General features: G+C 37.9%; 14 protein-coding genes. 5 read left to right on the forward strand and 9 right to left on the reverse strand.

The features are described 5' to 3' along the window. Positions 1-24 precede the first annotated feature (24 nt). The 6 genes from HFU86_RS14500 to HFU86_RS14525 form a co-directional block, all read right to left on the reverse strand. Positions 25-528: a fimbrial protein gene (locus HFU86_RS14500; protein WP_132496805.1), complete on the reverse strand. Its 504-nt coding sequence runs from the start codon at positions 526-528 to the stop codon at positions 25-27. Positions 529-571: 43 nt separating this feature from the next. Continuing rightward, a complete protein-coding gene (locus HFU86_RS14505) occupies positions 572-3,208 on the reverse strand; it encodes a fimbrial biogenesis usher protein (protein ID WP_154639686.1) in 2,637 nt (878 codons plus the stop codon). Positions 3,209-3,293: 85 nt separating this feature from the next. Continuing rightward, entirely contained in the window at positions 3,294-3,992 is a 699-nt protein-coding gene (locus tag HFU86_RS14510) for a fimbria/pilus periplasmic chaperone (RefSeq protein ID WP_036952256.1), read from the reverse strand. Positions 3,993-4,056: 64 nt separating this feature from the next. After that, positions 4,057-4,593 carry a fimbrial protein gene (locus tag HFU86_RS14515; RefSeq protein WP_187129539.1) on the reverse strand — a complete coding sequence of 179 codons (537 nt, stop codon included), beginning with the start codon at positions 4,591-4,593 and terminating at the stop codon, positions 4,057-4,059. 77 nt (positions 4,594-4,670) lie between these two features. After that, positions 4,671-5,219, reverse strand: a complete 549-nt coding sequence (fimA, locus tag HFU86_RS14520; RefSeq protein ID WP_108478313.1) for a type 1 fimbrial major subunit FimA — start codon at positions 5,217-5,219, stop codon at positions 4,671-4,673. A gap of 149 nt (positions 5,220-5,368) precedes the next feature. Further along, on the reverse strand, positions 5,369-5,644 hold the full coding sequence (locus HFU86_RS14525) for a helix-turn-helix domain-containing protein (RefSeq protein WP_036952128.1): 276 nt from the start codon (positions 5,642-5,644) through the stop codon (positions 5,369-5,371). Positions 5,645-7,160: 1,516 nt separating this feature from the next. On the opposite strand from HFU86_RS14525, the gene HFU86_RS14530 reads away from it, so the two are divergent. The 4 genes from HFU86_RS14530 (at position 7,161) to HFU86_RS14545 (ending at position 11,965) form a co-directional block, all read left to right on the forward strand. Continuing rightward, a complete protein-coding gene (locus HFU86_RS14530) occupies positions 7,161-7,793 on the forward strand; it encodes a DUF1120 domain-containing protein (protein WP_187129540.1) in 633 nt (210 codons plus the stop codon). Positions 7,794-7,926: 133 nt separating this feature from the next. After that, the gene (locus HFU86_RS14535; RefSeq protein ID WP_187129541.1) at positions 7,927-8,562 is read left to right on the forward strand and encodes a DUF1120 domain-containing protein; all 636 of its coding nucleotides are present in this window, start codon (positions 7,927-7,929) and stop codon (positions 8,560-8,562) included. Between the two features lie 183 nt (positions 8,563-8,745). After that, complete coding sequence (locus tag HFU86_RS14540; protein ID WP_187129542.1) at positions 8,746-11,196, forward strand: fimbria/pilus outer membrane usher protein; 2,451 nt, start codon at positions 8,746-8,748, stop codon at positions 11,194-11,196. A gap of 55 nt (positions 11,197-11,251) precedes the next feature. After that, on the forward strand, positions 11,252-11,965 hold the full coding sequence (locus tag HFU86_RS14545; RefSeq protein ID WP_187129543.1) for a fimbria/pilus chaperone family protein: 714 nt from the start codon (positions 11,252-11,254) through the stop codon (positions 11,963-11,965). A 287-nt stretch (positions 11,966-12,252) separates the two neighbouring features. On the opposite strand, the gene HFU86_RS14550 is transcribed toward HFU86_RS14545, so the two are convergent. The 3 genes from HFU86_RS14550 to HFU86_RS14560 form a co-directional block, all read right to left on the reverse strand. After that, positions 12,253-12,510, reverse strand: coding sequence for a helix-turn-helix domain-containing protein (locus HFU86_RS14550; RefSeq protein ID WP_132496693.1), 258 nt, complete (start codon positions 12,508-12,510; stop codon positions 12,253-12,255). Between the two features lie 338 nt (positions 12,511-12,848). After that, on the reverse strand, positions 12,849-13,328 hold the full coding sequence (locus HFU86_RS14555; protein WP_187129544.1) for a hypothetical protein: 480 nt from the start codon (positions 13,326-13,328) through the stop codon (positions 12,849-12,851). A 1-nt stretch (position 13,329) separates the two neighbouring features. Further along, positions 13,330-14,034: a winged helix-turn-helix domain-containing protein gene (locus HFU86_RS14560; protein WP_187129545.1), complete on the reverse strand. Its 705-nt coding sequence runs from the start codon at positions 14,032-14,034 to the stop codon at positions 13,330-13,332. Positions 14,035-14,540: 506 nt separating this feature from the next. On the opposite strand from HFU86_RS14560, the gene HFU86_RS14565 reads away from it, so the two are divergent. After that, positions 14,541-14,831 (forward strand): type II toxin-antitoxin system YoeB family toxin, encoded by a 291-nt coding sequence (locus HFU86_RS14565; RefSeq protein ID WP_187129546.1) that lies wholly within the window; start codon positions 14,541-14,543, stop codon positions 14,829-14,831. Positions 14,832-14,879: the final 48 nt, after the last annotated feature.

Genomic DNA, 14,879 nt, shown 5'->3' on the forward strand with positions numbered 1-14,879 from the left:
TACGTCATTCATCGCATCCTCTATTTACTGGAATTCGAGCGTAAATGTGGCGGTTGCTCGAATATGCCCTGCCGTAACGGGCAATTTTGACGCCATTAAACGTGCATTGAAATTGAGCGTATTGGCTTTTCCTGCCACTAAAGGCGTCCATACAATATTATTTGAGTCCGCATTGAGGACTAATGGATTTTTAGCACTGTCTAAAATCTGAATGCCTGCCCCTGTCGCATTTGCGCTGCCGGGTTCTAATGCCAACAAGGTTTTGTTACTCGAGTCTGCAATACCGACAAAACCGACCTTAACTGCCGTTACCGCTGAACCGCAGGGTGTTAGCTCAATACGAAACGGCACTGTTGGCGTCACTTCCCCCACTGAGTGCAGCTGTTTCACCGCATTCAGGAGCAAATCCACCACTTGATTTTGTGAACCAGGAGCCACGGCACAAGTGTTATCTCGTACATTGCCTGTAATGTTAATGGTGCTATCCGCCGCCAATGCATTGGAACACAAGCACAAAGAGGTCAACATTGAGGCAAAGAAAATATTCGATTTATCAAACACTATGGGCTCCTTAGAGGCACTCGGCACTATACTTACTGAGGATTTCATATTGGCTTTCTGCTGGCAGTGTGTAATTGACCTTACACTGAGCATCCGCTCCATCTCCCCAACGTGCGATTAATTGTCCGGTTAACGGCAAACCAGTTAAGTAAACTTGCCCATCTTCCGCCACAATGTTGCCACCACTATTTTCACCAGAAGAAACAACCGAACCGAATGGCACTGGTTTTCCATGGCGAGTTAATGTCATCAGAACTTTGACCCCAACTTTCGGTTGGAAATCAGCGCGAACGACAGCACCACGAGTTGGCACCACATTCAGGACAGGATCATCCAGATCCACGTTGTTCGCCAACGTATTGGTATTCAAAGCAATACGGTTTTCACGATATTCAGTGGCATAAGGTAATACCGCATAGCCCCGCCAGTCAGTCTCAACCCCTGTTTGGTTTTCGACTTTCACATGTCCCGCACCTGGCGCTTTCACTAATACCACGGTATCGTTCATTGGCTGGCTAAGCGTTAATCCATTTTCATGAGCTAAGACGCCCCCACTCACACCGTAGTAAACTTGGCGAATGTTATCGGCATAGCTATAACCGACGTTGGCATTTCCATAAGCCCCGCGATAGTTCAGTGACGTATAGCCTGTCCCCGAAGAGTTACCTTGACCACCACCAGCATACCCGGCTTGAACGCTATAACTTAAGTTATTGTCTTCTAATAACGTTCCGTATAAACCGGCGGTGTTGTTTACGCGACCTTTGAGATCGTGAGAAACGTTGTAACTTGCGCTGGCATTACGCCAGATAGACTGACTGTCCGAACGTAACCAATGGCTAAAAGGAATGTTGACGTTCAATGCCAGCATTTGGTCGTTACCATCCTGCCATGAGTTTTTGGACAGACTGTAACTTAATCCCCAACTAATCCCTTTAATCAGCGTGTTAATCCCTACCTGTAATTGCTTATCCGCTTTACTGGTATTCCAATACGTTTCATGACTTCCCGTCACATACATAGTGGATTGCTCACCCAACTGCTGGGTTAGAGTTAACTGAATTTTTTCGCGCTTGTTATAAGCTAAGTTGTAATAGTCAGAAAACTTAGGTGTCACTTGGATAATGCCGTCTTGCGTCGCAAGGTTATACCCTGACATCCGTTTGTACGTCGTATCCGCAAATGAGTAGTAACCCTTTGTTGAATACCGATAACCCGCCAGCTGAATAATCGTGCCCGTTTCATTCAGAGATTTGTTATATAAGAAACGAATTGACTGGCCTTGATGGTTGCTGTCATCCGGTAATTTGGCATTGGCATGGGTAATATCGATAGATAGCGCCCCAAAGACACCGATATTTTTACCTATCCCTGCGTTAAAAGCTTGGTAACGATTGGCTAACTGAGTTCCACCATAGAGCGTCCAGCCATATGACAAACCGTGCAGTAACGTGGTTTGTAAGAATGTCGGTTTTTCCTGATTGCCGCTTCCCGAACGGTAATCTCCTACCGTGACGGCATATTGAGTATGCCCTTCACGTTGGAGCAACGGAACGGATGAATATGGCACGGTGAAGCTCTGTACGGATCCATCCGCTTCCGTGATCGTCACATGCAAATCACCACTATTCCCCGCAGAATAGAGATCGTTAATCACAAACGGTCCCGGTGGGAATGTGTTGCGATAGATCTCATAGCCATTTTGCTTAACAGAGACATCCGCTGTACCGCGAGCGATCCCTCGGATCACGGGCGCAAATCCTTTTTGGCTTTCAGGCAACATATTATCGTCCGAGGCTAATTGAATGCCTCGGAAGTTAACACTGTCGAAAATTTCTCCCGGAGTGTAGCTATCACCCAGTGTTAAACGAGAGCGGATCACATTGATGCCACGCTCTAAATAGGTATTGATATGCTCCCAGCGAGTTTCGCTATTTGCTGTGCCTGTGCTGTGGCTCCATGTGGAGTTATCCCGTAAGCGCCACGCACCAAAGTTTAAACCACTTTGTAGATTCAAATAGTTATAGCTACTGTGCTTTCCGTCTTGATTACGTGCGCTGCTTCCCGTCAGGCTATAGTTTAAAATCCCTGCCGTGATCCCTGAATCCCAAAGCTCTGGAGGAATAAAACCTCGCGCTTTGTCTTTCATAAACAGTTGTGGAACGGTGATATATAACCGTTGCAAGCCCACATCAAATCTCGCCGTTGAATCCTTCACGGTGGATGATAATGGTTCACAGGTATCTTTGGGCTTCGTCTGTAATTCTGGCAGCGCTAATGTATTGATCCCCATCTTGGCCAATTCATTAGGCGTCAAACAAGGGGACAGCTGTTTATCATTTTTATCCAGAACAAAATTCACATCCCGGGTGAGTAAATAGCCATCATTAAGATAAACATCAACACGATAAGTCCCTTCAGGAACTTCTTGCCCTTGTTCAAACGCAGATAAATCTGCGACTGCTGAAGGATCATCCGCTAAGAAACGAGGGTTAAAATATAACTCTGCCGTCGCCCATGTTGGATAAAGGCATGCGCCTATCAAGAATGCCAGCGGAACCAAAGGAAAATGGCGTTCGAATCTGCATCCCAAAAATGATCCTTTTTTTGAAATTAATAGCCCTTTTTCAGATGTCAGATGTGACATGTCCCCTCCGCTCAACAATGTTGCTCAGCAAATTTCCAATTTGGAATGATGTTTAATTATTTTCGAGAAATAAAAACGTAAGTTTTTACTGCATTTTTCCTGTCATTTTCGGCGTTAGTGCGCCGTAATCATTAATGGTTTGGTAGCTAATAGCACCATTTCCATTGGAAGGAACATTCACTGACGCATCACCAAATGGAGGAACAAGCACGTTATCCAATTTTGCTGCACCGATTTTTAAATCTGTGACTGTGGCAAAATAAGGCGTTGGGTTAACCACAATCAGTGAGCTACCTTGGCGCTTAAAGCGTAATTCTTCAGCCACTTTATCCGGCGCAATAGAGAGACCTGTAGGACGGTAATACAATTTAATGCGGCTAATAATCGCTAACTGCAACGTGTTCTCGCTCATGTTCGCTTTGTCCATTGCAGGAATCGCTTTCACATTCAGCCAAAACAGCGTTTCTCTATCTTTCGGTAATTGGTTATTGGTCGCATCAATAATACGCAATGTATTTTCTTTAACACCTTTCATCGTAAAAAGAGGCGGAGTGATCGCAAATTGGCTATCTTTTTGACCATTGGCATTTTCAACCCACGATTGGATCAGAAAAACGCCCTTTTCATCATTATTGGTCACGGCAAGTTGAACCTGCTTTTGATCCGCAGGATAAATCACTCGCGTTGCACCTAATGCAACACCTGCATAAACCTGAGTGGATACGGTCGAACAGAGTAAAAGTAATAAGGCGGTAATGAACTTATATGTTTTTCTGGTTTTCATGTTTACATCTGTCCTTTTTTTACTAAAAAATGAAATAAATATGTCACTGTCTTTTTCGATATTTTTATTCATAAGTCAGTGAGAATAGTGCTTGAGCATTCGCTTTTCCGCCCATGATGTTCTCACTTGTCGAGCGATACTTAGCAACAAAGTGCAATGTCATATCCCCATCACGCAGATTCGCCACTTTACGTGGAGCACTATTCACCGGAATTAAGGTATTTTTTGAATCAAAAATGGCAACTCCCACACCTTTCGCGGTGTTAGGCCCATCACCGATGGAAAAAATATCTGGGTTCCTTTCATTAGCCACACCGTTGAAGGTAATGGATACATACTCGCTAACTGCATTGCTACACTCTCGGAGGTGAAGATCAAACGCAGTCGGTGCTGAATCTTGACCTGGAGCCTTGAATGCATTGGTGCGCACTTGTCCCATATTCACTACCAAATTACGGTCTGAAGTTTCAACAGTGCAGCCTTCTGCAATTAATTCCCCTTGAAAGCGCATCCCACCACCAGGAAGTTGAACTTTCCATTTATTCCCAGCGTGCAAAAATGGAGAAAACAGAAGGAGTGAAACTGTCAGCAGCTCTCTCATAAACTTCCACCTTTTGGTTCGTGAATAAAAGCCATCCTTGGCTTATCAAATGGGATATCCCTAATCCTTTTTAGTGATTACTCGTATTGAACAGCGAAGGTTGCATCTGCGTTAGCAACACCAGCAGTTGTTGCACCAAGTGCGAAGTAACGAGCTTGGAATGGCAGAACGTTTGCACCGTCATTCAGAGTGATAGGGTTACTGAATGTTGCACCATCCAGACCCAGAGGCGCGCTCTTACCATCTAAAATTTGGATACCAACGTTAGTCGCTGCACCTGAAGCTGAAGAAGCTATAGATAAAACAGTTGGGTTAGTTGCATTTGCAGCAACACCGGCAAAGGCAACTTTTGCAGAAGTAGCAACTGTTGTATCACAGTCGTTTAATTGGATGTTGAAACCAACAGAACCACTGGTATCGCCCAATTTAGCTAATTTAGCTGTACGAACTTGACCTAAACGAACAGTTTGCTCTACAGAACCAGCATCAACAGCACACGCTGCATTCACTAGCTCACCTTTAAAGTGTACCTGGCCGCCGTTTACGGTTGTTGTTGCAGCCATTGCAGCGACTGAACCTAAAGATAAAGCTGAAATAACAACAAGTGCTAGTGATTTAACTTTCATAATATTTCCTTATGTATATTTATTAAGTACAACTTGATAGAAAAAAACAAATACAGACTTCATGACACCATAATTAAAACGACCGAATTTAATTAAATTGCCTAAAACAATTTAATTAAATTTGAATGATTTTAAAAAATAAGGGTCTGTCACTCTATTTTTGAGTGTTTGTATACACTAGAATCAAACAGATACTTCATTTTTTCGAAGAAAACATCAATATCTCGACTACTCATCTCAAGTGCATTAAATAGTATGATAAGCTTGTCAAATGATATATTATTCACACCATTTTCATATCGAGATATTTGCTGTTGGCTTACATTAATACGCTTTGCCAATTCACTTCCTGTTAATCCTGTGCGCCTACGGTAGTCTTTTAACATCCTGCCAATATTATTTGATAATGGTTCATAATCTCGCATTTCAAACCTCTCAGATCATATTTCGCTGATTATTTTTTTATATTATCGATATAGGAAAATACGCTTCAGCTGTTATTAAGTTATAGAATTAAAACTGTAGTTAAAAATTGTTTTTTTCGATCGAAAAAGAGCTATTTGATATACGCAGGCTATCAATCATAAATATTAATTCATTTAAATCAATAAATAATCAAATATGAGTAAAATAATAAAACATAAAAATCAATGCTTTATGAGAATCTAAAAATACCAAAATAAATAATTGAAGATATTTCTTTAAATGAAATAAGGCGCGCATAACACGATATACATGTTAAATAGACACAATAATTTACAATAAGGACCATTATATAAAAATAAAACCGTTAATTAATGAAAAGCAATAACCACAAAATTACAATTAATTCGCAAAGATAAAAATAAAAACAAATCAAAAAAAGATAATCAATATTAGAATATCAAATAATTTATAATAAAACAGCATAAAATACCAATAACCCCAAACCCCAATTACGAGTTGAAAACAACTTTCAATAAAAACAAAAAACTGAATTCATTATAGCTGCATATAAGAATAATCCTAGTAAGAGTTAAATAAATATGTAAGTAATTATTACACCCACTATTTCACCTTTATTTCGTGTTTTTGATTATATTATTTAAATTAAATTTAATAATTTTATAACTTATAAAAAATAAGGATTTAAAATTGTAGGGTTAAAATATAAAAAACCTAGCCACTATTAAAATGAAAATTATTTACATGTATTTATGAATTTGAAGCTAACCATTGAGCATTAAAAATAGTTTAGAACTCGTAATGTATAGAGAACGATAGTCAATGCAAAATAGGATATGCAGACTGAGGAGTGAGTAGAGAAGATTCATCTATTAAAGACGTGCATTTTATGATGATGCATCGACCATATTCCCCCATAATCATAGTCAATATTGCAGCTACTATTATTCTTTAGATTATGGTGGCTAGACTATCTTCACGTCCTCATAGAGCACTTGAGCTATACATTCACTCTAACGTAGTCAGCTTGCCTTAGCACGTCTAAAGACTTGCCTTCGCGTCTCTTTCTTATTTGAATCAAAGAAGAATTCCTTTTTATTCATATTATAAAAACCGTAAATAGGCATTATTAAATATCTATGTCTTATTAAGTGTTTTTTATACATAAAAACACCTATTAGTTGTTTAATTATTTCAATTTAATACTCTCTACTTTTTATTGTTCTATTTTTTCTTTTTTTTACAAATTTTTCATTCATCAATACAAATTCAATTACACATCATATCATTCAAAAGTTAGCAACCAACCAAAAATCAGAATAAACATTCAAACTTAATAATAAAAACAACATTATATTTCATGTTTTTATTAATTATGCAATATTTACTTCAGTGTGAAATTATTCAATTAATGATCAATTCACTGTAAAAATAACAATAAATCACAGAGTGATAATTAAAGTTATGGCTGTATGACAATCAAAGGAAGTAAATGTAATGGAGAAGCAATTATACAAAAAAGATAAGACAACAAAGCTACAAACCTTTTGTCGCATAGGTATAGGAGGGCTAATTATTCTGACAACCAATGCGCTGCAAATGGCAAATGCAGGAACCGAATTAAAAGTAACTGGTGAACTGACAAAGCCAGGCTGTCAAATAGAAGCGACAAAACAAGGCGTTTACGAACTGGGTAAGCTAGAGCGAGTTGCATCAATGCGCGCATTACCCAGCATGACTCAGACATGGAAAATCTCTTGTGAATCAGAAACCTATCTATCCATGACACCTTTAGATAATCGGCATGGAATCTCCACCACAGATTTTATGTTGAATGACTCTTATGGCAATGTCGTCGGCTCATATCAGATGCGAGTCGGCAATATTAGAGTAGATCAAAACACCAAGATGATGGGATTAGTTGGGCAACAGAGTAAATCCAGCAATATCCTACAGCCTAGTACTCGCACAGACTGGCTCTCCGTTGATGGCGCTCGTCAGGCAGGAAGTACTTTTACAGTAGATATCACTATTCTGCCACAGATTAGCGTGCCAGAAAGTGTGATGGCTAACGCTGAGCCCATTGTATTTAACGGAGCAACGACATTGAACTTTATGTTTGGCTTATAAAACCCAATGTCAATGCACAAAAATTTCTCGAATGTAAGAGGGCTTAAAACCCAATCACTTTCGTAGAAATTCATACTACCCATTTCGGAGTAGTGTGAAAAAAACTAACAATTCAACAATATGGATATTTAAAATGAAAAAATCACTAAAGACAGTAACCGCATTATCAGCATTAATGATGAGTGCAACAACATTGGCAGCGATCACTGCTCCTGAATTAAAAGTTCAAGGAGAATTAATGGTACCCGCATGTAAAGTTGTTGCTGGTAATAACGGTGTTTATGATTTAGGTAAGCTATCTCCTTCATTAATCAAACCTACCGTATCTACATCACTTTCAAGCAAACTTCAATTATGGACTGTTGATTGTGACGCTGAGACCTTTTTAAGCTTTAGCGTAACAGATAACCGTGAAGGTACTGCAAGTGCCACTGGGGCTGAATATTTTGGTTTAGGTAACGTAAATAATACAGGGAAAATTGGTTACTACCGTGTTGCTATGAAAACTGGAGCTGTCGATGGAGAAAACTCTAGCGTCTACAGCACAACCTCAAGTTCTAGTTTCTCAGCATTATCTACCGCATATCTTGCGAAAGGTAACAAAATGGGCTGGGCTGCAGCAAATAATCAACAAAAGAGTGGCTTGAAATTCTCTACATTATTGAGTGTTGAGCCGGTATTGGCTTCTTCTGCTCAAATGGGCGGTCCTGTGACTGATACAGCGAAGCTTGATGGTTCCATGACCTTAAACTTTGCATTTGGTCTATAAGCATTACTCAACTACAAAATAAAAACTGATCCACAAGAAAACCATCAAGGAGCAATACATTGTTATTAAATAACAAAGCAATGCAGTTGCTCATGTTGCAATCAATAGGTACCGAACAACCTATGAATGGTTTTATCTTGAAGAACATGTCTTATTGGGGTCAGGTTTTAGGTTGCTAAAGTAATGAATCTAACTCGCATAAAGGGGAGAAGGAGACTTCTCCTCTTTGTTAAAATCAATGCTCGTAGAGTTCCTCAGAAATATGCTATCTGGCTTATTGGCACACTATTTTTTAATTATCCCTTAATAGCAGCGGATGGGTTTGACATCAAAACACTCGAGAACTTAGGCTATAGCGCTGATATTGCTAATTTTTTTAATGAATCACGATTTATACCGGGTCTCTACCCTATCAATATCGAAATTAATGCTGCAGATAGCTATCACACAGATGCTCGTTTTGGTGCTAATGGTGAACTGTGTGTTGATGAGCAACTTTTAAATACACTTAATTTAAAAACCGATATCCCATTATCTGAATGCACCCAAATGACGCAGCTATGGCCTGAAGCGATAGAAACGCTAAGTCCCGGAACATTTAGTGTTTACCTCACATTGCCAGAACAAGCATTTGACACCGAAAAGCGTCAGGGAAATATCTCTGAAGGGTATGCAGCATTACTCAACTATGACGTATTTCACAATCAAGTTCGTGGGCATTATGGACAACAAAATACCCTACAAGCGACTTTAGAACCTGCAATTAATATCAAAAATTGGGTAATACGCAATCGAAGTTATTATTCAAAGGATGAATCCAGATCACGCTTAACAATACAAGAAACCTCTGGTACACGAGACCTTGCCTCACTATCTTCATCAGTACAAATTGGTGAATTTGGTGCTTTAGGCTCTATCAATGGTGGAGTCCCGCTAACTGGAGCTCAAATTTATAGTAATGCAGGTATGCGTGATACCGCTAGACTGGCTATTCCAGTTCAGGGGATGGTTCAAAGCCAAGCAACTGTTGAGGTAAAACAATATGGTAATGTGGTTTATCGCACCCTACTTCCTGCCGGACCTTTCTCGCTAACCAATCTAGGGCAAGCCATTGGGGGGGTAGAAGCGGAAATCATTATTACAGAAAGTGATGGTCAGCAACAAAAAATCATCGTTACGCCCTCTATAGGGGGGAACAGTAGTGAAGCAACAACATACCAAATCGGTGCAGGACGTTATCGCCCTTATATGTCAACAGGCATAAACGAGCTGCCTATTCTCATGTTGGGCGAAATTGCCTTAAGTCCAATACAAGGAAAACGTATTACTTTTGGTGGATTATTGAGTAGAAACTACCAAAATTTTGGGCTTCGAGGAGAAACGAACTCAAGTTCAGGGCATTGGCTTTCAGGCGATATTAACTATGCCAAAGGTAAGCAAAATGGTATTCAAGCCAATCTTCAAGGACAGCTATCCTTAACCAATAATCTATCTTTAGCGCTAGCCACTCATTATCGTTCAAAAAACCATCAAACCATTGATGATGCGGTTATGGAGACCTCATTAGATAACAATCGAAATCAAGTGCAACAAAGTCACAGTATTTCCATTTCATGGAGTACTATGGCTCTCGGTGCAATTTCTTATAGCCAATCTATAAATCAATATCATGGCAACACTCCCCGTGATCACGCTCAAACGTTAGCTTTTGGTCGACGTTTTGGTTCAACAACTCTCAGTTTGAATATGCAGTGGTCTGATAATGGTAATAAAACGATTTATGCTGGAATTTCATTTCCTTTATGGGGAGGCAGCAGTAATAGTCGATTACAGCAACAGCGAAATCTCTCTCCAACGATAGGAAGTAGTTGGCAAGGTAATTTAGGTTCCCAGTTATATAGCTCCCTTGATATAGCTCGTGATAGTAATGGTATTCACGATATTAGTGGAAGTCTTAGTGGAAATACACCTTACAGCCATTTAACCGCGGGGCTATCACATAGCGGTAATGGTAATAAATCAATGATGTTGTCATCTTCAGGAACGATGGGGATCGCCAATAATATTTGGGTTACCTCTCCTAATCAAGCTGGCGATACGTTAGCCATTGTCAGGATCCCAGGGCAACCTGGTGTTCACGTCTCCGGTACGGGGGGTGATGGTATCACTGACTTTGCTGGCGATGCATTACTGACTTCCGTTCAACCCTATCAGCTTCAAGAAGCGATTATTAATACCCAAAAACTTCCTCTAAACTTACGTTTAAATAGCACCAGTGCAGAATTCAAGTTAGCTAGGGGAAGCGTTAAAACTCAGCGTTTTCAAGCGAGCATCGTCAAGCAGTTACTGCTAACCGTGCGAGATAAAAATGGCGCTACATTACCTGTAGGCGCCTCAGTTCATCGCACAGATGGCTCATTGATCGGGACATTAATTGGCGATGGCAACGTCATGTTAGTGAATGATGATATAGGCAAACCACTCACCATACGTCGTATAAACCTTCCTGAATGTCAACTCAGCTATCAAACACCCGAGGCTTTTCTACCGGATGTTTTGTATGAAGAACGGGATGCTTTATGTACAGAAGCATCCTCAACAAATCAAGAGATACCCACCCAAGATAGTCAGTAATCACGAGAACTCAGTGAGTTCATCTATTTTTAAACTTATGGATATATGAAACATTATGATTAACAACAGCATCAAATTTCTCAACGTATCCCGTTGGTTCAATATAAAAAACTACGTAGCTATTTCTGCTCTTTGGATAGGTTACCTAGTGCCTGCCTACGCGTCTTTTCAGTTGGAAACCATGACAGTAATTCTCAATGAGGCTGAAGGTCGCTCTACTTTTACAATTAAAAATATTGGCAATGAGCCTTTATTATTAGCCACTAAAGTCACTGACCTTGATAAAAACCAGTACAGTAAGCAAATATTAATATCTCCGCCAATCACACGGATTGATGGAGGGCAAAGTCAACAGATTAATTTTGTCTTGAAAAAAGGAGAGCCACTAACCCAAGAAGTGATGTTAAAAGCATCATTTGAAGGAGTTGGGCAATCTACGGAAAATAGTGCCAGAATGCCCGTAAGGCAAAGCATTGCTATGATCGTTCAACCAGCAGCCGTCGCTGTTGATGCCACACCTTGGAAAGGTCTTTCCGCACATGTTGATGGTAGTCATTTAGTTTTAAAAAATACCAGTAAACATGTGGTTCGTTTATCACCTCAGCTAGAATTACTTCCAAATAATGAGACAGTAACCATCGAAAATTACTTTCTCATAGCTGGTGAAGAGAAACGCATTGCAATAAAATCAAAGCCTACATCTCTAAAAATCACCCCACTCAGTCGCTTTGGATTTAAACAAAGCTCGGTATCTATTCCATTAAAATAATTACTCGCCACTGATTAAATATCAACCAACCCCTTTATTAAACAATAAAGGGGTTTATAGACAGTTCATATTTTATGACTCTCTTGGTAATATAGGCCTAAAAAATAGATATATTACATTAATAATACATATATTTAAAATATAGTTAGAATAGCCAAAGTTTCAAAATAAAGAAAACCAGAAAAATACCAAAGAAATAAAACAAATTATCTAGTATAAAAATTTCATCCATTAAAACATGGCTAAAAATCAATAAATAGTCCATAAGTTAACAACTCATGATAACATTACATGTCGGATAATCTTGTGTCTTCAAATACATTTTTCATATAGTCATTGGGTGAAATATCTAGCGTTGATAATATATTTAGAAGTGTGTTCACTTTCATATTATCACAACCTCTCTCATAGCGAGATATTTGCTGTTGAGAAACATCAATTAATGATGCCAATTGAGTTCCTGTTAGTTTTTTCTTTTTTCTAACTTTTTTTATCTCATCGCCCATGACTAATAAAACCTTACTTTTATAGTTATCGTTACTCATCTATTTCACCCTTTATGTTCAAATTAAATTTCAACTTAGTATATCGTGCATGTTTGTCTTTACATGCCTCAGAAGATACTTACTGAGCGAGTGAATTCTACCCATAAAACAGGTTTGGGCTAATAATTTATCCTCAACAAATCACATCAGGTTTTTTGACTAAAAATCATGATGGTTTAATGTTTTTAATCCAATAAATATTATTATTTGGAATAAATGACCAAAAATACAGGTTGTATAATTACTAGTATTAATTTCAGTATCAAAAAACAATACTAATAATGATGGGGTTTAACCAAAACTTATACCTTTATTTTAAAAAATTTAAAATAAATAGCTTAAATCGAGCAGTAAGTTAATGTCATTGAGTCATACAAAAAATAGGCATTTTCACTCATTTTTCTAAAATCTACAGGGTAAATTTCACCCTCCTTCTTATAAATTGCAGGTAGCAAATTATAATGTTCATCATTAATATTTCCCATTAACGTATCACCGAAATCGACAATGCCCTCTGATTTAAAAACATATGATTCTGCAATGTTGGTATAAGAAAAAAAGATCTTTCGATTAAAATTAACTTCCGTATCTTTGTTCTTATAAATTCCTCGATAAACAACAAACCCTGTTTTATCACTACGAATCTCAATTAAAATATGGCCTTTCGATGATCCCTCTTTTAGCTTCATATCAAAACCACCATTACAATAAATAACATCATCGCTATATTGAATATTTTTAATAACAAAAAAGCCTAATATAAAAATAGAAATTATCACAAAAGAAATCAATACTACTGATATCATCTTTTTGTTCATATTAGCCTTCATAAAAAATAGTGTTGCAATCAACAATACTATCAGGTGTCACTGGTTTATTGCAGGTGATCACTGAATAGTAATTACTGTACTCTTGCCAATTGACATATAAGTGACCATTTATTGAACAGTTAATTGGGTATTCTTCAATGAGTCGCTTTATAACGTTTATATCCAACTCTTTCTTCTTACGGTTAACATTAAAAGTATAAATATGACAACCATCCACCATAGCGGTCTCTGTATAGCCATAATCAACCTCTTTCGGGCTATATGCAAAGTACCGTATTGATTGATAAAAGATCATGATGACTAGACCAATTAAAACAAGAGAAAGAGCTATCAGGCCCAATGTTCCACTTGAAATTCGATATTGCCTTTCATTTTTATTGTTATGACTGGTTTCAGATGAAGTTTCAGATTTTTTTTCTCGAATAGAAACTCGAACATCGGAATGTAGTTTAAATCCCTTTTTAGCAACCGTTGTGATGATTTCGTCAACAATTCCCAGTTCTTTCAAGCCTTTCCTCAAAATTGAAATATTTTGATAAAGCGTATTCAAACTGACATATTCGCCATTTGATTCCCAAACCGTCTTGAAAAATTCATCCTGTGGGATAATTTGGTTACCTCTGGAAAGAATTAAGTATAAACATTCGCTAGTTGGTGTATTTAGCTTAATTTCAGAAAATGAATTATCATCCACCCGTTTTAGTATTTTTTTTCGGGATCAAACTCTAAAGTATCATTTACTAAAAACAGTAACCGTCTTTTTTCGATGCTCATCTCATTATCAATGTCTAATCAAAAGAAATAACACTATATTAAATTTATTAAGAAATTCAACAAATTTACGTACTTATTAGTATCCTATTGATCCTATAAGGTAATTAGCTATCTAGTGATAAATTAACCTATAAAAGATTCTATGCTTTAAAATGATCTCTATATTAAATTTAAAAAAAACAATGTATATTTTATGATGAAAAATTGTACTACCAAATAATTAAATACCCTCCTGATGGGTTATTTTAAAAGTTATTTAAACCTCTGGTAAGAACGATAACATCAAAGGAGTTTTTGAGAAAATAAAAATACTTTTCCCATTTAATTAGTTTATAATTAAAAAAATATAACTTAAGTCAAATGCAGTTCTCAAGCCAAATTTTGAAGATCTTTGGTATTTTTGATATTAAAGAAAGGAGAGTGATAATGTCATACTATAACTTTGATGATAGTGAACAGAGAGCAAGATATAATAGGAATGGGCATATACCCGTTCCACCTTCTGCAATGAGAAAATACAACGAGTGGCGTCGTCTTATCGCAAACTATGGATATAATCCTAGAACAGCCGCTGAGCACGTAGGTGATACCAATCCAGAAAGACTACGAGGAAATACCTTTTCTATTAGATTAACTCAAGAACATCGTGTTATTTACTCTGTTCAAGGTCAGAATATCACGGTGCATTCCATTGGCGGACATTATGTTCGTCAATAAGTGAATTGAAATATCCCTATCCTCTTTCTATATATAGGGATATTGTAT

This window comes from Providencia sp. JUb39 (assembly GCF_012272845.1).
GTDB lineage: Bacteria > Pseudomonadota > Gammaproteobacteria > Enterobacterales > Enterobacteriaceae > Providencia > Providencia lanzhouensis.